The 18,634-nt window shown below is 36.1% G+C and carries 21 protein-coding genes and 1 tRNA gene; 15 read left to right on the top strand and 7 right to left on the bottom strand.

What is annotated here, in order from left to right; genetic code table 11:
- Positions 1-96 precede the first annotated feature (96 nt).
- A complete protein-coding gene (gene folP / locus AC3RVG_RS12605; protein WP_489691822.1) occupies positions 97-924 on the bottom strand; it encodes a dihydropteroate synthase in 828 nt (275 codons plus the stop codon).
- 134 nt (positions 925-1,058) lie between these two features.
- On the opposite strand from folP, the gene AC3RVG_RS12600 reads away from it, so the two are divergent.
- The 7 genes from AC3RVG_RS12600 to AC3RVG_RS12570 all read left to right on the top strand — a co-directional run bounded on the left by AC3RVG_RS12600 (position 1,059) and on the right by AC3RVG_RS12570 (position 7,093).
- Positions 1,059-1,634, top strand: a complete 576-nt coding sequence (locus AC3RVG_RS12600; protein ID WP_489691821.1) for a DUF1599 domain-containing protein — start codon at positions 1,059-1,061, stop codon at positions 1,632-1,634.
- A gap of 137 nt (positions 1,635-1,771) precedes the next feature.
- Complete coding sequence (locus AC3RVG_RS12595) at positions 1,772-3,487, top strand: BT_3928 family protein (protein ID WP_489691820.1); 1,716 nt, start codon at positions 1,772-1,774, stop codon at positions 3,485-3,487.
- Position 3,488: 1 nt separating this feature from the next.
- Positions 3,489-4,565, top strand: coding sequence for an ABC transporter permease (locus AC3RVG_RS12590; RefSeq protein WP_489691819.1), 1,077 nt, complete (start codon positions 3,489-3,491; stop codon positions 4,563-4,565).
- A gap of 81 nt (positions 4,566-4,646) precedes the next feature.
- Positions 4,647-5,126, top strand: coding sequence for a TlpA family protein disulfide reductase (locus AC3RVG_RS12585; protein WP_489691818.1), 480 nt, complete (start codon positions 4,647-4,649; stop codon positions 5,124-5,126).
- Positions 5,127-5,184: 58 nt separating this feature from the next.
- Positions 5,185-5,934, top strand: a complete 750-nt coding sequence (gene tpiA / locus AC3RVG_RS12580; RefSeq protein WP_489691817.1) for a triose-phosphate isomerase — start codon at positions 5,185-5,187, stop codon at positions 5,932-5,934.
- Positions 5,934-6,767 carry a 50S ribosomal protein L11 methyltransferase gene (gene prmA, locus AC3RVG_RS12575; RefSeq protein ID WP_489691816.1) on the top strand — a complete coding sequence of 278 codons (834 nt, stop codon included), beginning with the start codon at positions 5,934-5,936 and terminating at the stop codon, positions 6,765-6,767. The genes tpiA and prmA overlap by 1 nt, the downstream gene beginning before the upstream one ends.
- Positions 6,768-6,817: 50 nt before the next feature.
- On the top strand, positions 6,818-7,093 hold the full coding sequence (locus AC3RVG_RS12570; protein WP_489691815.1) for an ATP-dependent Clp protease adaptor ClpS: 276 nt from the start codon (positions 6,818-6,820) through the stop codon (positions 7,091-7,093).
- On the opposite strand, the gene AC3RVG_RS12565 is transcribed toward AC3RVG_RS12570, so the two are convergent.
- Both AC3RVG_RS12565 and AC3RVG_RS12560 read right to left on the bottom strand, forming a co-directional pair.
- Entirely contained in the window at positions 7,090-7,248 is a 159-nt protein-coding gene (locus AC3RVG_RS12565; RefSeq protein ID WP_489691814.1) for a hypothetical protein, read from the bottom strand. The two genes, AC3RVG_RS12570 and AC3RVG_RS12565, sit on opposite strands and share 4 nt — an antisense overlap.
- A 104-nt stretch (positions 7,249-7,352) precedes the next feature.
- Positions 7,353-7,426 (bottom strand) — tRNA-Arg (locus tag AC3RVG_RS12560).
- A gap of 73 nt (positions 7,427-7,499) precedes the next feature.
- Between AC3RVG_RS12560 and AC3RVG_RS12555 the strand changes: the two genes are divergently transcribed.
- Complete coding sequence (locus tag AC3RVG_RS12555; protein ID WP_489691813.1) at positions 7,500-8,012, top strand: adenine phosphoribosyltransferase; 513 nt, start codon at positions 7,500-7,502, stop codon at positions 8,010-8,012.
- On the opposite strand, the gene AC3RVG_RS12550 is transcribed toward AC3RVG_RS12555, so the two are convergent.
- Positions 8,009-8,161 (bottom strand): SsrA-binding protein, encoded by a 153-nt coding sequence (locus tag AC3RVG_RS12550; protein ID WP_489691812.1) that lies wholly within the window; start codon positions 8,159-8,161, stop codon positions 8,009-8,011. The two genes, AC3RVG_RS12555 and AC3RVG_RS12550, sit on opposite strands and share 4 nt — an antisense overlap.
- Before the next feature lie 161 nt (positions 8,162-8,322).
- Here AC3RVG_RS12550 and AC3RVG_RS12545 point away from each other — a divergent pair, with 161 nt between their 5' ends.
- From AC3RVG_RS12545 to AC3RVG_RS12515, 7 genes are all read left to right on the top strand, one after another.
- Positions 8,323-9,276, top strand: a complete 954-nt coding sequence (locus AC3RVG_RS12545) for a calcium/sodium antiporter (protein ID WP_489691811.1) — start codon at positions 8,323-8,325, stop codon at positions 9,274-9,276.
- A 137-nt stretch (positions 9,277-9,413) separates the two neighbouring features.
- Positions 9,414-11,600 carry a glutamine synthetase III family protein gene (locus AC3RVG_RS12540; protein ID WP_489691810.1) on the top strand — a complete coding sequence of 729 codons (2,187 nt, stop codon included), beginning with the start codon at positions 9,414-9,416 and terminating at the stop codon, positions 11,598-11,600.
- Between the two features lie 164 nt (positions 11,601-11,764).
- Positions 11,765-12,943: an AIR synthase related protein gene (locus tag AC3RVG_RS12535; RefSeq protein WP_489691809.1), complete on the top strand. Its 1,179-nt coding sequence runs from the start codon at positions 11,765-11,767 to the stop codon at positions 12,941-12,943.
- 73 nt (positions 12,944-13,016) lie between these two features.
- A complete protein-coding gene (locus AC3RVG_RS12530) occupies positions 13,017-13,742 on the top strand; it encodes a hypothetical protein (protein WP_489691808.1) in 726 nt (241 codons plus the stop codon).
- Between the two features lie 111 nt (positions 13,743-13,853).
- Positions 13,854-14,930, top strand: coding sequence for a peptide chain release factor 1 (gene prfA / locus AC3RVG_RS12525; protein WP_489691807.1), 1,077 nt, complete (start codon positions 13,854-13,856; stop codon positions 14,928-14,930).
- A 27-nt stretch (positions 14,931-14,957) separates the two neighbouring features.
- Entirely contained in the window at positions 14,958-15,779 is an 822-nt protein-coding gene (gene pyrF / locus AC3RVG_RS12520) for an orotidine-5'-phosphate decarboxylase (protein WP_489691806.1), read from the top strand.
- Positions 15,766-16,539 (top strand): ABC transporter substrate-binding protein, encoded by a 774-nt coding sequence (locus AC3RVG_RS12515; protein ID WP_489691805.1) that lies wholly within the window; start codon positions 15,766-15,768, stop codon positions 16,537-16,539. The genes pyrF and AC3RVG_RS12515 overlap by 14 nt, the downstream gene beginning before the upstream one ends.
- 5 nt (positions 16,540-16,544) lie before the next feature.
- On the opposite strand, the gene AC3RVG_RS12510 is transcribed toward AC3RVG_RS12515, so the two are convergent.
- The 3 genes from AC3RVG_RS12510 to AC3RVG_RS12500 form a co-directional block, all read right to left on the bottom strand.
- Complete coding sequence (locus AC3RVG_RS12510; RefSeq protein ID WP_489691804.1) at positions 16,545-16,727, bottom strand: Lacal_2735 family protein; 183 nt, start codon at positions 16,725-16,727, stop codon at positions 16,545-16,547.
- Between the two features lie 115 nt (positions 16,728-16,842).
- A complete protein-coding gene (locus tag AC3RVG_RS12505) occupies positions 16,843-17,550 on the bottom strand; it encodes a DUF4197 domain-containing protein (protein ID WP_489691803.1) in 708 nt (235 codons plus the stop codon).
- A gap of 83 nt (positions 17,551-17,633) precedes the next feature.
- Positions 17,634-18,539, bottom strand: coding sequence for a T9SS type A sorting domain-containing protein (locus tag AC3RVG_RS12500; protein WP_489691802.1), 906 nt, complete (start codon positions 18,537-18,539; stop codon positions 17,634-17,636).
- Positions 18,540-18,634 lie beyond the last annotated feature (95 nt).

Genomic DNA, 18,634 nt, shown 5'->3' with positions numbered 1-18,634 from the left:
AAATTAAAAAATGATTCTATTGAAACTGTTGTCGGTATTGTTTTTTCTTATACTATTTGCTGCGATTATTATGAAAACTATATTATGGACTTAAAATTAATTTTGAAGAATTTGTAGCAATTTCACACATTCTACAGCCTCCTTTACATCGTGCACTCTTAAAATTGAAGCACTTTTTAAAAGTGCAATTGTATTTAATGAGGTTGTTCCGTTTAAAGCATTTTCTGCTGAAGTATCTAAGGTTTTATAAATCATCGATTTCCGAGAAACTCCCGCTAAAATAGGAACTCCCAAGGTTTTAAAAAGTTCTAAATTATTCAAAAGCTGAAAACTTTGTTCTCGGGTTTTTGCAAATCCGAATCCAGGATCGGCGATAATATCGTTTATTCCTTCGGCTCGGGCGAGAGCGATCTTTTCAGATAAATCCTTTATTACTTCAACTGTTACATTTTTGTAATCGGTTAATTTTGTCATTGTTTTTGGGGTGCCCCGCATATGCATCAAAATGTACGGAACCTTTAATTTAGCAACGGTTTTATACATTTCTGTATCTAAAGTTCCGCCAGAAACATCGTTTACAATTGCGGCTCCAGCTTCAATTCCGCTCTTTGCAACCTCACTTCTAAATGTGTCCACAGAGATTAAAGCTTCCGGAAATTCATTCAAAATAATTTCTATTCCTTTTACAACTCTTTCAATTTCTTCTTTTTCAGAAATTTCTTCGGCATTTGGGCGTGTGCTGTATCCGCCAATATCTAAAAACGTAGCACCGTCCGAAAGCATTTTTTCGGCTTGCTTCAAAATTTCGTTTTCTGAAAACGTTTTTCCGCCGTCGTAAAACGAATCTGGTGTAACGTTGATTATGCCCATCACTTTGGGTTCGGAGAGATCTATGAGTTTGCCGCGGCAATTAAGGGTCTGCAATTTTTTAATTTTTTTATCGCTTTCAAAATTCAAAAACTTTTAGTCAATGTGCCATTTGGCGAATAACTTTCAACTTTCAACTTTGAACTTCGAACTATTTAAGCGAAATTTACGCAAAATCTTACAATTCAGTAATGGCGGATACTTCAAATCAATACAACGACCAGATAGAAAAATGCAGGACGCTGTTTATCAACAAAATGCACGACTACGGTAGTGCGTGGCGAATTCTTAGGCTTCCTTCGTTGACAGACCAAATTTTTATTAAAGCACAACGTATTCGAGGTTTGCAACAAAATGCGCAGCAAAAAATTGAAGAGGACGAAACTAGTGAGTTTATTGGGATTGTAAATTATTCTATCATGGCCCTCATTCAACTTGAAAAAGGAGTTGTGGAGCAGCCAGATTTTTCTTTGGAAGTTGCTACCCAACTTTACGATGAACATGTTGCTGCAACCAAGCAATTAATGCTGAATAAGAATCACGATTACGGCGAGGCTTGGCGAGATATGCGAGTGAGTTCGCTTACAGATTTGATTCTTCAAAAATTGCTTCGTGTAAAGCAAATTGAAAATAATAGCGGGAAAACGTTAGTGTCTGAAGGCATTGATGCAAATTATCAAGATATGGTTAATTATGCTGTTTTTGCGCTAATTCATTTGGAAGAAAGTAAAGAGAAGGAAGAAAAAAGAGGAAAGAATAAAGAGTAAAGAAAGTCTTGACCGATAAATTTTCCAAGACTTCCTGCAAGGTTTTCAAAACCTTGTAGGTGTTAAAATAAAATAATGATAATACTTGCGAGATACCCACTGAGACGGAAATAGCTTGCAGAATATAAATAGTACGTATGAAAATAATAGTAGGAATATCTAGAATTATAGTTGGAGCACTTTTTATAATTAGTGGATTGATAAAACTGAACGATCCCGTTGGGTTTTCATTTAAACTAAAAGATTACTTCGCCCCCGAAGTTTTAGATCTTAATTTTCTTGTGCCGTACGCATTATTGATTGCAATTTTCGTTGTAATTTTTGAAGTATTGCTAGGTGTTGCGCTGCTTTTGGGCTATTTAAAAAAGTTTACACTTTGGGCGTTATTGCTAATGATAGTGTTTTTCACATTCCTGACTTTCTATTCGGCATATTTTAATAAAGTAACAGATTGCGGTTGCTTTGGCGATGCAATAAAACTAACGCCTTGGGAATCTTTCAGCAAAGACATTGTATTGCTGGTTTTGATTTTAATTCTTTTTGTGGGACAAAAATATATCCAGCCCTTTTTTACAAAAGGAACGCGCAGTATTTTAATTTTCGCATCATTTGTGGCTTGCCTTGGAATAACTTATTACGTGCTGCTACACCTGCCAATTATAGATTTTCGTCCGTATAAAATTGGGGCAAACATCAGAGAGGGAATGGCTGTTCCAGAGAATGCACCCGGACCTATTTATGAATACAAGTGGACTTTTAATATTAATGGCGAAGAAAAGGTGATAACTACTAATGGCGAATATCCGCAAGTTGATGGGGAGCTAATTAATACCGAGACTGAAATGATTCAGGAAGGCTACACACCGCCAATCCACGATTTCACAATGGAACGCGACGGTGAGGATTATACCACGCAATTTTTAGAAGAAGAAAATCTCGTGGTTATTATAGCATATAGCCTGGGAAATACGGAGAAAGACGGTTATATTCCAATTAAGGAAATTACAGATAAGGCTTTGGAAAATGGTTATAATGTAATAGGTCTTTCAGCCTCTTCGCAAGAAATGACAGAAGCGCTGGTGGAACAGTATAAACTGAACTTCAAGTTTTATTTCTGTGACGAAACTACGCTGAAAACGATTGTGCGAAGTAATCCAGGAATTTTGGAACTGGACAACGGAACAATCAAACAAAAACTTCACTGGAATGATACCTCAAAGCTGCAACTTCCAACTGTGAAAAGTGCAAGTTTAAAATTAGACCTTTCCTTAAAACAACGATTGGACAGTATTGGAATGCTAGACCAGCGATACCGACTATTAATGCAAGCTCAGTCTTTGGAAGAACGTAAAAAGTTGGGTGAAAAAATGGGTCTTACTGAAGCTGAATACAGCGGCGATTTGGCAAATATGCAAAGCGTTTTGGATAGTGTAAACATGCTTTTTGTTGAAAAATATTTTATTGAAAAAGGATATCCCGGAAAATCTGTGGTGGGTGAAGAATCGAGTCTTGTGGCGTGGAATGTTTTACAGCACAACCCCGATAAAATTCCGCTTTATTTGCCATTGGTAAAGAAAGCCGCTGACGCTGGAGAAATACCTAAAACTTCTGCAGCAATGATGGAAGATCGCTATTTAATGATGGAGGGGAAGCCACAAATTTACGGTACTCAAGGAATGAGTTATGACGATGCTCGTGGTTCTTTTATTTGGCCAATCGCGAATCCAGAAAATGTAAATCAAAGAAGAAAAGCAGCGGGTTTTGACGAAACTATTGAAGCATATTCAAAAATACTTTTTGGTAAAGATTTTCAATACGAGCCACGTACAATGGAACAAATAAACCAACAATAAAGTGGCAGTTTACATACTTCAAAAATTGGGTTATGCATTGCTTACTTTGTTTGGGGTTGTAACTGTTATTTTTCTTTTATTTACAATACTTCCCGGCGACCCCGCACGAATGATGTTGGGGCAAAACGAAACTGCAGAACAGCTTGCAATTGTAAAAAAGAAGTATGGTTTTGATCAGCCCGTTTCAATACAATATGTCCGGTATTTAAACGATCTGTTGCCTATTTCTTTTCACAGTACAAACCCAGACGATTATACGTTTCTTTCGAAGGGAAAATATAATGCCGCAGAATTATTTTCAGTTGGAAATACAAACGTAGTTCTAAAAACGCCGTACTTGCGCGAATCTTTTCAAAAGAATGGAAAAGAAGTAAGCGCAGTAATAGCTGAAACTCTCCCGAACACATTTATTTTGGCAGTTTCAGCAATTATTATTGCAATAATTATAGGGGTTTTTCTCGGAATTATTTCGGTGCTCTTCAAAGATGGATTTATAGATAAATTTATTCAATTAGTTAGCACCTTGGGGATGAGTGTTCCGTCGTTTTTCAGTGCAATTATTTTTGCATGGATTTTCGGTTTTTTACTTCACGAGTACACAAATTTGAATATGACCGGAAGCCTTTACTCAGTCGACGATTTTGGAAACGGCAAGCACATTCAGTGGAAAAATTTAATACTTCCGGCTATCGTTTTGGGTATTCGTCCGTTGGCTGTCGTAAGTCAGTTGATGCGTAATTCGTTACTCGAAGTTTTGAACCAAGATTACATTCGCACTGCAAAAGCAAAAGGGTTATCCAATTATCAAATTATAAAAAAACACGCGCTTAAAAACTCACTAAATCCTGTTGTTACTGCAATTTCAGGTTGGTTCGCAAGTATGCTTGCAGGTGCTGTTTTTGTGGAATACATTTTCGGGTGGAATGGTTTGGGAAAGGAAATAGTGAATGCATTAAACACCTTAGATTTACCTGTAATTATGGGCGCTGTAATAGTAATTGCCACATTATTCATTATAATTAATATTTTTGTAGACATAATTTACGGTTGGCTGGATCCTAAAATTAGTAGACAGTAGGCTCAGGATTTATCGTGTGCAATTCATCAGTCAGAAAACAATAAATTTGCAACAGTATCAACGTACCAATAATCAAAACTCATGAAACTATCAATAACATTTATTTTATTTGTAAGCTTTGCACAAGCGCAGCAAAAAACGTTTTCTGAAGCTGCGTTGAGCGAGAAATTTCTAGCTGAAGACAACACTGAAATCAGCTTTTCAGAAATACTTCAACAATATAAAGGCAAAACCGTTTTAATAGATATTTGGGCTACTTGGTGCAAAGATTGTATTGAAGGAATGCCCGCGCTGCATAAGCTTCAAAAGGATAATCCCGAAATTGTATTTTTGTTTCTTTCTTTAGATAAAGAAATAGAAAGTTGGAAACATGGAATTGAAAAGTACGGCGTGGTGGGCGAAAATTATTTTATACCCGCAGGTTGGAAAGGTGCCTTTTGCTCTTCCATAGATTTAGATTGGATTCCAAGATATATAATCGTAAATCCCGAAGGCGAAATAAGTCTTTACAAAGCCATTGAAACAAATGACGAAAATTTATTAAAAGCATTGAATAACTAATATTAAAAAGATACTCGCTGAAGTTTATATTGAGCGTAGTCGAAATACGGGCATGATTATGAGAAAAAAAATAGTAGCTGGAAACTGGAAAATGAATTACGATTTATCGGAAACTGAAATGTTTTTAGTTGACTTGAAAAAACAAGTTTATCCGGAAAATGTAGTAATAATGATAGCGCCGCCTTTTACGAGTTTGAACCATGCGTTCAATTCTTTGCGCGAGCATCCTGTTACGGTTGTCGCGCAGAATATGCACCAAAGTAATGATGGTGCTTTTACGGGTGAAATCTCTGCTAAAATGTTGAAAAGTGTAGGTACAAACACCGTTATTTTGGGCCATAGCGAACGTCGGGCCTATTTTAAAGAAGATGGTGCTACGCTTGCCGAGAAGGTAAATACCGCACTTGAAAATGAAATGACAGCTATTTTTTGTATCGGTGAAGAATTGGAAGATCGAAAAAATAACAACCATTTTGAATTGATAAAAACCCAGCTTACTGAAGGACTTTTTCATATTTCAGATGACGCTTGGGAAAATATAATTGTTGCCTACGAACCTGTTTGGGCAATAGGCACAGGCGAAACTGCTAGCCCAGAGCAAGCTCAAGAAATGCATAAATTTATACGTAAAACCATTGCCGAAAACTATTCAAAAGAGATTGCCGAAAAGGTTTCAATCTTGTACGGCGGTAGCGTAAAACCCGATAATGCAGCCGAAATTTTTGGACAAGCTGACGTTGACGGTGGGTTAATTGGCGGTGCGTCGCTGAAAGTAGATAGTTTTATGAAAATTGTAAATTCTTTTTAATGTCACATATATATATTGAATACATTTTTAAAGTAAGTCCGCTTCAACCTGGAACCGAAATTCTGATTGCTGAATTAGGCTACGCAGGCTTTGAAAGTTTTGTGGAAACTGAAGACGGCGTTACTGCATATATTCAGAAAGATGAATGGAACGAAAATATTTTAGAAGACATAAATATTTTGGATTCGGAAGAATTTGAAATCGATTTTACTACTTCTGAAATTGCACAAGTAAACTGGAATTCTGAATGGGAGAAAAATTTCGACGCAATTGAAGTTGATGGAAAATGTACCGTACGCGCGCCATTTCACCCAACTAAAAATTTTGAGTATGAAATAGTTATCGAACCAAAAATGTCTTTTGGGACGGGCCACCATGAGACTACTTTTATGATGCTTCAATTTATTTTGGAGAGGGATTTTAAAGAAAAAACTGTGCTCGATATGGGTTGTGGAACCGCTGTTTTGGCAATTCTGGCAGAAATGCGTGGGGCGTCAAAATTAGACGCAATAGATATTGACGAATGGTGTTTTGAGAATTCCATGGAAAACATTGAAAGAAACAGTTGTAAAAGCATTTCTGTTTTCTTGGGCGATGCTTCTTTGCTTTCCGACAAAAAATACGATGTTATTATTGCCAATATCAACAGAAATATTCTTTTGAACGATATGGAGACTTATAGAAAATGTTTAGATAAAGGCGGCGAACTTTATTTAAGTGGGTTTTATAACGAAGATTTGCCGATTATTACAGAAACTTGCAATAATCTAGGACTCAGTTTCGTTGAAAATAAAGAAAAAAACAAATGGGTTGCCGCAAAATTCGTAATTTAGTGAAAACGAATTTTCGAATCCCGGATTAATGAATTAACATGTATCGCGTTTTGAGTACTAAAGAAAAAATACAAGAAGATGTAGCGGTTGCCGAAAAAGAGAGCAACCTCAATGAAATTGTACTTTATAATGATGAAGTAAATACATTCGACCACGTAATTAATAGTCTTATATTTGCTTGTGAACACACGCCAGAACAAGCTGAGCAGTGTTCCATTATTGTACATTACAAAGGAAAATGCACCGTGAAAACGGGTGAGTTTAATGATTTAAAACCGCGCTGTAGTATGCTTTTAGAAGCTGGGTTAAGCGCAGAAATTGTTTAATACCAATCAAAATATATTGCAGAAAATATTACGGCGATTATAAGAATAATTAAAACAGTAATAATAAAACCTGCTCCAAAGCGGGTTTTTTTATTGTCTTGAAAGATGTAGTCTCTTTCCTGTTCGTTATCAGCGTCTTTTACGATTTTGGTCATAATAATGGATTTGAAGTATCCAAATTACTCAAAAATCTGCAATAGTTATAAAAATTATTTCATAAAAAAACCACGTTTTTTAGAACGTGGTTGCTTTAGTGTAGTGACCTTGCCAAGATTCAAACTTGGAACCTCCTGAGCCGTAATCAGGTGCGCTATTCAGTTGCGCCACAAGGCCATTTAATTCTCGCTTTAAGCGGGTGCAAATATATTTCTTTTTAAATTGCAAGACAAATTAAACTCGAAAAAAAATGGATTTATCAAAATATATTCGAAATATTGAACATTTTCCTAAGGCTGGTGTTCACTTTAAAGACATTACACCGCTGCTTGCAAGTAGCGAAGCAATGGAAAATTGTGTGGAACAACTTCTGGCAATGGTTGGTGATCAAAAAATTGATAAGGTAGTGGCTATAGAGTCTCGTGGGTTTTTCTTCGGAACTCTTTTAGCCCAAAAACTTAACGCTGGTTTTGTGCCAATCAGAAAACCAGGGAAACTTCCTTACAATACATTAAAGGAGCCGTACCAATTAGAGTATGGAATGGATGCCCTTGAAATTCACGAAGATGCCATAAAAAAAGGTGAGCGTGTGTTATTACACGACGATGTTTTGGCTACCGGAGGCACAGCAAAAGCAGCTTGTAATTTAATTGAAAGTTTAGGTGGAGTAGTTGTGCAGTGTAATTTTATGCTGGAAATTGAATTTTTAAAAGGCATTAATAAATTGCGAGGCCAGACGGTTAAATCTCTTTTAAAATATTAATCCAAGGCATTTTTAGTAACCCATAATTTATAGGCGAACACAGCCATTTGAAGTTTGGAGGCCTTTTCAAGTTCAACACCACTTTTAGTGAAACTTGGCAGTACCTTACTATTAGCTTTGGCAAGCAATTTAAAAAACTTCTTTTTCATCTTAGTTTAAATATATTTTGAAATTAAGCATTTTGAATTGATATTATTGAAAAACTTAAGTTAAAAACTAATGATGAGATTATCGTAATAATTCAGGTTAGCACTGATTATGCTATTGATTCTTTTTAGCATTTACTATCTTCGCGAACAATTATTTTTCGATGGATTATTTAATGCTTTTTTTAGGTTTAGTTTTATTAGTTGTTGGAGGTGAATTTCTGGTTCGATCTTCTGTAGCGCTTTCATTCAAGCTACATCTTTCCAAGATGGTTATTGGGCTAACGGTAGTATCTTTTGCTACTTCGGCGCCAGAACTGTTGGTCAGCTTGCAGGCTGCACTCAACGGATTTTCAGATATTTCTATTGGTAATGTAATAGGCTCAAATATTGCCAATATTGGGCTGGTTCTTGGTATAACCGCAATTATTTCGCCACTGGCAATAGATAAAGATTTTTACAAACTTAATTGGCCTGTAATGATGGTGGCTTCAATTGCGCTTTATTTTATTCTGAAAAGCGGTAGAATAATAAGTCATTCCGAAGGCGTGGCATTGCTGCTGATGCTTTTTGTATATCTCTGGATTTTAATCAAAAGAGCAAAAGGACAGCGGAGCACTGAGCCGGTGGATGATAGTATTGACGATGGACTATCTCAAACTTCAAATTTTAAAATTACCATTTGGTTAATAATTGGAGCTGTTTCACTTTATGCAGGTAGTGAATTTTTGGTGAGTGGCGCAGTTTCCTTAGCGGAACAATTTGGCGTAAGCGAACGAGTTATTGCCATAACTATGATTGCTGTTGGAACAAGCATTCCAGAGTTGGCAGCTTCGGTTATTGCAGCCTTAAAAAAGGAGAAGGCTATTTCGCTCGGAAACCTAATAGGCTCTAATATTTTCAATATTTGTTCTGTTTTGGGTATTACGGCAATAATTCAACCTATAGTAGTTAAGAGTGAAGAAGTACTTACTAATGATATTTTCTGGATGATAGGATTTGCTGGAATTCTACTACCATTAGCATTTCTTCCTAAAGCATTCCAACTTGGTAGAAAAAGGGGCATTCTTTTGCTCGCAGCCTATGCTATTTTTATTGGAATGACGATTTTAAAATAATTTCAAAATCGTTTATCGCTAATTTATTAGGGGGTGTTCATAACTATTTTACTAATTTTTGCAAATTAACTGCCAAAATTTAGGGGGTGTATCTGTGTTTTTTCTATTTTTGCCTCGTCGAACCATAAAACAGAATCATGCCAACTTTAAGATTTTTTGCCATTAAGGAAACTTTTAATAGAGTTCCCGTACCAGTTTCAGAACCAGAAAGACGTTCAGAGATCTTCGGAAAAAACGTTTTTAATGAAGGTGCCATGCGGCAGTTTCTAACAAAAGATTCTTTTAAGAGTGTTATGGATGCCATTGAAAATGGTTCCAAAATAGAGCGACACATTGCAGACCATATTTCTACAGGTATGAAAGAATGGTCTATTGCAAAAGGTGCTACGCATTACACACACTGGTTTCAACCTTTAACTGGGGCAACTGCAGAAAAACACGATGCCTTTTTTGAAACGATGGAAAATGGCATGGCTATCGAAAAATTTGGAGGTGGTCAGTTGGTTCAGCAAGAACCGGATGCGTCAAGTTTTCCAAATGGCGGAATCAGAAATACATTTGAAGCTCGTGGTTATACAGCTTGGGATCCAACTTCACCGGCGTTTATTTATGGTACAACTTTATGTATTCCAACGGTTTTTGTTTCCTATACAGGCGAAGCTTTAGATTATAAAACACCATTACTCCGTGCGTTGCTATCAATAGATAACGCTGCAACTGCGGTGGCTAAGTATTTTGATAAAAACGTTACTAAGGTAAATGCAACTTTAGGTTGGGAGCAAGAGTACTTTTTAGTTGATAGTGCTTTGGCGGCATCTCGTCCAGATATTTCTTTGGCGGGAAGAACCTTGTTAGGGCATTCTTCAGCAAAAGGACAACAATTGGACGATCACTATTTTGGATCTATTCCTGCGAGAGTGTTGAATTTTATGCGTCATTTGGAAACCGAATGTATGCTTTTGGGTATTCCCGTAAAAACACGACATAATGAAGTTGCTCCAAACCAATTTGAATTGGCGCCTATTTTTGAGGAAACCAATTTGGCGGTAGACCACAATTCATTATTAATGGATTTGATGCACAAAGTAGCCGAAAAGCATAATTTTAAAGTTTTATTCCATGAAAAACCATTTGCAAATGTAAACGGAAGTGGAAAACACAATAACTGGTCTTTAGCTACTAATACAGGTGTTAACCTTTTAGGTCCTGGTAGCACACCAATGAAAAATCTTCAGTTTTTAACCTTCTTTATTAATACTATCAAAGCGGTTAATGATCACGAAGAGTTGCTTCGAGCTTCTATTGCAAGCGCGGGTAACGATCACCGTTTGGGCGCTAATGAAGCACCGCCGGCAATTATTTCGGCATTTATTGGATCACAACTTACTGAAGTTTTAGATGAGTTAGAAAAAGTAACTAGCGGTAAATTATCACCGCAGGAAAAAACAGACTTAAAATTAAATGTGGTTGGTAAAATTCCAGAAATTTTATTAGACAATACAGATAGAAATCGTACTTCACCTTTTGCTTTCACTGGTAATAAATTTGAATTTCGTGCTGTGGGTTCTACGGCAAACTGCGCGAATCCAATGACAGTGCTTAATGCAATTGTAGCAAGACAACTTATTGATTTTAAAACAGAAGTAGACATTCTTATCAAGGATAAGAAAATGAAGAAGGATGATGCTATTTTTAATGTTTTGAAGGAATATATAAAAGATTCTAAAAGAATTCGTTTTGAAGGTGATGGTTACGGAGAAGCTTGGGAAAAAGAAGCTAAAAAACGTGGTTTAAGCAATCACAAAACAACGCCACAGGCATTAAAAGCGAAAGTTTCTAAAAAATCCATCGCACTTTTTGAAGGGCTTGGCATTATGAGTAAAATAGAATTGGAGGCTCGTTATGAAATTGAAATGGAAGATTACGCAATGCGTATCCAAATCGAGGGACGTATATTGGGTGATATCGCGAGAAACCACGTTATTCCAACTGCTATTCAGTATCAAAATATTTTAATTGAAAATGTTCAAGGATTAAAAAATATTTACGGAACAGACTTTAAAAAGTTGGCTACTGAGCAAATGCAACTTATTGAACAAATAAGCGAGCACATTGCGAAAATAAACAAGGGCATAACCGAAATGATTGACGCGCGTAAAAAAGCAAACAAAATTGAGGATACAGTAGAAAAAGCCTTTGCTTATTGTGACGATGTAAAATCATATTTTCAGGTAATTCGCTACCATTGCGATAAGCTTGAATTGCTTGTAGATGATGAGCTTTGGCCACTAACTAAATATCGTGAGCTACTTTTTACTAAATAATTAATTAGCGAAAATTTTAATGTTTTATATTCTGAAACCGTCCAACTATTGTTGGGCGGTTTTTTAGTTATTAGGATTAATCTGTTCAATTTCCTAAAAACGTTGAAAGTTCACCTTTGTGGGCTTTTTTTTAATACGTATTTTTGCTACCATAATCATGAACAATGAGTAAAGAGATTTCAAAACGTTACGCGCAAAGAGGCGTATCTGCCGGTAAAGAAGATGTGCACAATGCTATCAAAAATGTAGACAAAGGATTATTCCCAAAAGCGTTCTGCAAAATTGTTCCAGATTACTTAACGGGCGATGAGGATCACTGCTTAATTATGCACGCAGATGGCGCAGGAACCAAATCATCTTTGGCGTATGCGTATTGGAAAGAAACAGGCGATTTATCGGTTTGGAAAGGAATTGCACAAGATGCGTTAATAATGAACATTGACGACCTTTTATGTGTTGGAGCGGTTGATAATATTATGCTTTCTTCGACTATTGGAAGGAATAAAAATTTAATTCCAGGTGAAGTAATTTCGGCTATTATTAACGGTACGGAAGAGCTAATTTCAGAAATGAAAAAGTTCGGAGTTACCATTCATTCCACTGGAGGCGAAACGGCAGATGTGGGCGATCTTGTACGAACAATCATCGTAGATTCTACGGTTACCGCTAGAATGAAGCGCAGCAATGTAATAAACAACGCCAATATTAAACCGGGCGATGTTATTGTTGGTTTGGCTTCTTTTGGACAAGCTACTTATGAAAAAGAATACAATGGTGGAATGGGCAGTAACGGCTTAACTTCTGCAAGGCACGATGTTTTCGAAAAATATTTGGCCAATAAATATCCTGAGACTTTTGATTCGTCAGTTCCTTCAGAACTTGTTTATTCTGGTTCAAAAAAGTTTGACGATGTTATTGAAAATAGTCCATTAAACGCTGGGAAATTAGTGCTTTCGCCAACGCGAACATACGCTCCAATTATTAAAGAAATTTTGACGCAATTTAGCAGCAATGAAATTCACGGAATGATACATTGTAGCGGAGGCGCACAGACAAAAATTCTACATTTTATTGAAAACCTTCATATTATAAAAGATAATATGTTTGATGTTCCGCCACTCTTCAAACTTATACAGGCAGAAAGTAAAACAGATTGGAAAGAGATGTATCAAGTTTTCAATATGGGGCACAGAATGGAACTTTATGCGCCAAAGGAAATTGCTGATAGTATTATAAAAATTTCAGAAAAATTTAATGTCGAAGCTAAAATTGTGGGAAGGGTAGAAACAGCTACTTCAAAGAAACTTACCATAAAATCAGCTATGGGCGAGTTTATATATTGATACCGCACTTATATTCGCTATTGATTTTTAATGCCATAATCCCTAAGTTCAGTACCAATAAAGCTAACGTCTCATGAAATTGCCTTTTAGAAAATATAAAGTGGGGCTGGCTATTTTTGCCATCTGTTTTATAGCAATAAGCATAGGTTTTCATATGGCTGAAAATTATTTTTGGTACCGCTTAATTCGTGCCATTTTTTGCTATTCCATTTTAGCGTATTTATTGTTAGTTTTCGGGTATAGGATTCAAAAGTGGATTGTCGTGTTTCTGTTTCTTAACGGAGCATCCTGTGTTGCAACGGTATGGTTTGAAAATGGATTAATAGCTAGTACGTCAATGATTTTGGCCTTTCTTTCTTATTTATCATTTTTCTGGTACATTATTCCGAAAATCAAACTACAGCATTTCACCAAAATATTTACGCTCTTTTTTGTCCTGATATTATTTGTTAACGGCTTTCTATTTATACAATTGATAGGAGCAATGAAAGAAATGACGTTAAATGAGACGCAATATTTTTTCATGCTTTTAAGTGGAATAACGGGTAGTTTATTGGGGTTTTTCGCTTTGTTTCACAATCATATTTACAATACATCGCAATCCATGAGCTTCATGATTCTGGTGCTTTTACTAGTTTTTTCTGGCGTCTTTAGAGGTATTGGGTATTACGATCTTGTTTTTGGTAGTACATTTGTTTACTTAGCCCGAATTTTATATGCGTTATCACTTTGTGTATTGGTTTACTTTTCATTTCTAGAAGTAAGGAATCAGAAGGATATAGAAACTAATAATTCTTAAACCACATTTTCCAATCTTCGAATTTTTAAAAAATTTCCATGAAAATTGAAAGATTTACCATTAGTTTCGTTTCGGTTAAAATTGTAAATTTGCACCCATTATAAAATCTCTATGTTAGAAAGGCTTCAAATAATAAAACAACGATTCGACGAGGTAAGCGACCTTATTATTCAACCAGATATAATGAGTGATCAAAAGCGCTATATTCAGTTGAACAAGGAATATAAGGATTTAAGAATTTTGATGGATAAAAGATCAGAATACTTGGAGCTTACAAACAATATAACCGAGGCTGAGGAAATTTTAGCTGACGGTAGCGATGCCGAAATGGTAGAAATGGCTAAACTACAAATGGAAGAGGCGAACACTCTTTTGCCAAAGTTAGACGAAGAGATAAAATTTCTTTTAGTGCCGAAAGATCCTGAAGACAGCAAGAATTCTGTAATGGAGATTAGGGCAGGTACCGGAGGCGACGAAGCGAGTATTTTTGCAGGCGATCTTTTAAGAATGTACACCAAATACTGCGAAAGCAAAGGTTGGAAAACCAATATTATAGATTTTAACGAAGGAACTAGCGGCGGCTTTAAAGAAGTTCACCTTGAAATTGAAGGCGAAGATGTTTACGGAACCCTTAAATTTGAAGCGGGAGTTCACCGTGTACAACGCGTTCCACAAACCGAAACACAAGGTAGGGTGCACACAAGTGCTGCAACTGTGATGGTTTTTCCGGAAGCGGAAGAATTTGATATAGAAGTAAACCCCAAAGATGTTCGCGTAGATTTCTTTTGTTCTTCGGGACCGGGTGGACAATCGGTGAACACAACATACTCTGCAGTACGTTTAACGCACGTTCCCACGGGAATAGTTGCACAGTGTCAAGATCAGAAATCGCAGCATAAAAACAAAGAAAAAGCATTTAAGGTGCTTCGTTCTAGATTGTACGATATGGAATTGGCGAAAAAGCAAGCCGAAGATGCTTTAAAGCGCGGCTCGATGGTTACCAGTGGAGACCGTAGTGCAAAAATTAGAACCTACAATTATTCGCAAGGTCGCGTTACCGATCACCGCATAAACCTTACTTTATACAACCTCGGGAATATTATGAATGGCGACATTCAAGAAATAGTTGACGAGCTTCAATTGGTAAGTAATACCGAAAAATTAAAGGAAACAGGCGAAAGTTTTTAAGCGAATAATCTTCTGAAATATAGCAGTATGACTACAGAAAATTTAATTTCAGAAATCAGAAACAAGAAATCCTTTCTTTGCATAGGCTTAGATGTACATCTTGAAAAAATTCCAGATTTTCTATTAGAAGAAGAAGATCCTATCTTTTCTTTCAACAAAGCTATTATTGACGCAACACACCAATATGCGGTGGCTTATAAACCAAATACGGCATTTTATGAAGCATACGGTATTAAGGGTTGGAAGTCTTTAGAGAAAACGATAAATTATTTAAACGAAAAATATCCTGAAATTTTCACTATCGCAGATGCCAAACGTGGCGATATTGGCAATACTTCTTCGCGTTATGCCAAAGCCTTTTTTGAAGATTTAGGTTTTGATTCGGTTACTGTTGCTCCTTATATGGGCAAAGATTCTGTAGAGCCATTTCTGGCTTTCGAAAGTAAACATACTATTTTGCTCGCCCTAACGTCTAACGAGGGCGCATTCGATTTTCAAACTAAAAAAATTGAAGGCGAAGAAGTTTATAAACAAGTTTTGAAAACTTCAAAAAACTGGAAAAACAGCGAAAATTTAATGTATGTTATTGGCGCTACTAAAGCGGAATATCTTGCTGAGGTTCGTAAAATTGTTCCAAATAGTTTTCTGTTGGTTCCTGGAGTTGGAGCCCAAGGCGGAAGTCTAAAAGAGGTCTGCAGATATGGAATAACTGAAGATATTGGTCTGCTAATTAATTCTTCCAGAGGAATTATTTATGCTTCAGATGGAACTGATTTTGCTGAAGCTGCGGCCAAAGAGGCTAAAAATATGCAGCTTGAAATGAAGACTATTCTTGATGGAATTTACTGATCAATTAAATAGAACCATAAAACTTCCCGAAACCCCGAAGCGCATTGTTTCATTAGTGCCATCCCAAACTGAACTTTTGGTAGATCTCGGTTTACGCGATGCCATTGTTGGCGTTACTAAATTCTGTGTTCATCCTGCAGATTTAAAAAGTGAAAAGACAATTGTTGGCGGAACCAAAAATGTAAACTTTCAGAAAATTGAGTCACTGCAGCCAGATATCATAATTTGTAATAAAGAAGAAAACACCGAAGAAATGGTGAAAGAACTGGAGAATATTGCACCAGTTTGGATAAGTGATATTGAAACCATTTCAGATTCGACTAAAATGATTGCCCTATTGGGCGATGTTTTTGGGGTCTCTTCAAAAGCTTCAGAAATAATCTCGGAGATAAATTTTGAAGCTAAAAAGCATAAAGACTTTGTTCAATCTTCGGAGTCTAAGAAAGTACTTTATTTAATTTGGAAAAATCCATATATGGCAGCGGGACGTGCAACATTTATTAATTCTATGTTGCAAGAAAACAATTTTGAAAATGTTTTCTCCAGTAAGAAATCTCGTTACCCAGAAGTAGAAGCATCCGATTTTGAGAAAGCCGATTTAATACTTCTTTCCACAGAGCCTTATCCATTTAAAGAAGCTGATATCGATACTTTAGCGTATGAATTTGAAACTGAAGTGAAATTGGTAGATGGAGAGTATTTTAGCTGGTACGGATCGCGATTAATAAATGCCTATAAGTATTTTAATACCCTGCATTAACCTAATTATTTATCAGCTTGTTTAAACGATAGGTATTGAATTTCCTGAAAAAGTTTGTTAGCTTGGTTATGTGCCATTTCACTTTTTTGAGGATCTTTTGAGGATAACTCAAAAGAACGCTTCATTAAAAGTCTGTATCTTTCTTTTAATGCTTCAATCCTAGATTTTTTTCTAAACCAATTAAACATGCTAGCTTATTTATGCACTACAAAGGTAGTGTTGCGAATGGTAACTTTCTATTAACAAGAGGTTAATGGAATCATAAAGTAGCTTTGCCATTATTAATGCCAGTAATCCTTTTTCTTAATCCTGTAAAGCAAAAACTTGTTTTAGCAGTGTAGTAGTTCTCGCCGCAATATTGTTTCGTATATCCTTTTCCTCAATACTTATCATTTTGTACACTCCGCTTAAAGCTTGGTTAGTAACATAATCTGTTAAATCTGGATTCACTTTTGTTACAAAGGGAACTGAATTGTATTTGTTGATAATGTTTGTCCAGATTTGATCTGCTCCAACTTTTGCGAATGAACTTTGAATAACCGGATTAAATTTTGAGTAAAGTTGAGAGTTTGTTCGCTGCTCCAAATAATTGGTAGCCGCGTTATCTGGGCCCAATAAAATATTTTTCGCATCTGCGAAAGTAATTTCTTTTACTGCGCTCACAAAAATAGGCGTTGCTTCTTTTACAGCATCTTCTGCGGCTCTATTTAATGCTTTTATGCCTTCATCAGCCAAACTGCCCAAACCTATATCTCTAAGTGTTTGATCCACTCTCTGCAATTCTGCAGGCAACATGATTTTCACTAACTGATTTGAATAAAAACCATTCTCTTTGGTGAGTTTAGTTACCTGTTTTTCAATTCCAAGATCCAAGGCTTGTCTTAGCCCGCTTGCTATCATTGTAGGATCTATTACAGTTTGGGTGGGTAATGTATTAACTACCTGTTGTAGTTCTGCGCATGAAATTACAACAAACAAAGAGCAGAAAAGAAAGATTTTTTTAAGGATCATAGTTTCAAAATTAGGTAAGATTCAAATATAAAAAAAAGCCCCTCAATATTGAAGGGCTCTTTTTATAAAAATTTTTAAAGATCTTATTTAAGAACTTTAACTGTTTTTGTAGCATTTCCAATAGTTACTTGAACCAAGTAAGCTCCAGAAGCAAGACCGCTCATATCAACTTTAGGAGAGATAACTCCTGGTTGTTGTGTAAGAACTACTTTACCTAAAACATCGTAAACAGTTACATTGTCAACAGCAGCTTTAGAGCTGATATTCAATATATCTTTTACTGGGTTAGGATAAACACTGAAAGAACCTACTGCGAAATCTTCAACACCAGCTGAAGCAGTATCAAACATAATATCATCAACATAATATTCGTTGTTTGCGTCAATTGAGAAGAAATCTATTGCACCTACAGTACCGTCTGTTCCAAAACCAACTGGAGCACCGTCTACACCGTCAATAGACAATGTATAAGTAAGAACGTCAATGTCAAAATGAAATTTTACTTCGAACCAGAAATTCTGTGGGTAAGCATAGGTATTGTAAACTGTTCCATCAGCATCAATATCTTCAACAGTTCCAGGGCTTAAACCATCTAAGTTAAAAGTAATGTTTCCTGAGTTGAATACACCAGCACCGCCATTTCCAGCACCACCAGCTTCTGTTTCACCTTGAAAGTTAATGTAACCTGTTCTGTCAGTTGGGATGTACATCATAAATGATAAGTCATACACACCACTTGTTTGATTTCCAAGAAGTAAAAGTGCATCTTGAACACCATTGCTGCCGATTAGTCCTGATTGAGCACCAGAGTTAGCGAAAGCCGTAGTTGCTACTATGTCCTCAGCACCACCACCACCACTCCAGCTAGACCAATGGTCTTCGTGAACTGGACCTGGGGTATAATCTTCCATGTCGTCATTGATTATCTGCGCATTAGCAGAAAAAGTGAAAGCTCCTATAGCAAAAGCCAATAAGTAAATTTTTTTCATAATGTTAAGTTTTTAATTGTTTAATATTGATGCTGCAATATACAAAAATCTTCAAATATCGCAATAGTTTTTAGTTTTTTTTGTGATATCAATAG

This window comes from Aequorivita sp. IT1282, from assembly GCF_058068205.1.
Note: the sequence above shows the minus strand (reverse complement) of the source record. Positions and strands in the feature narration are given on the sequence as shown.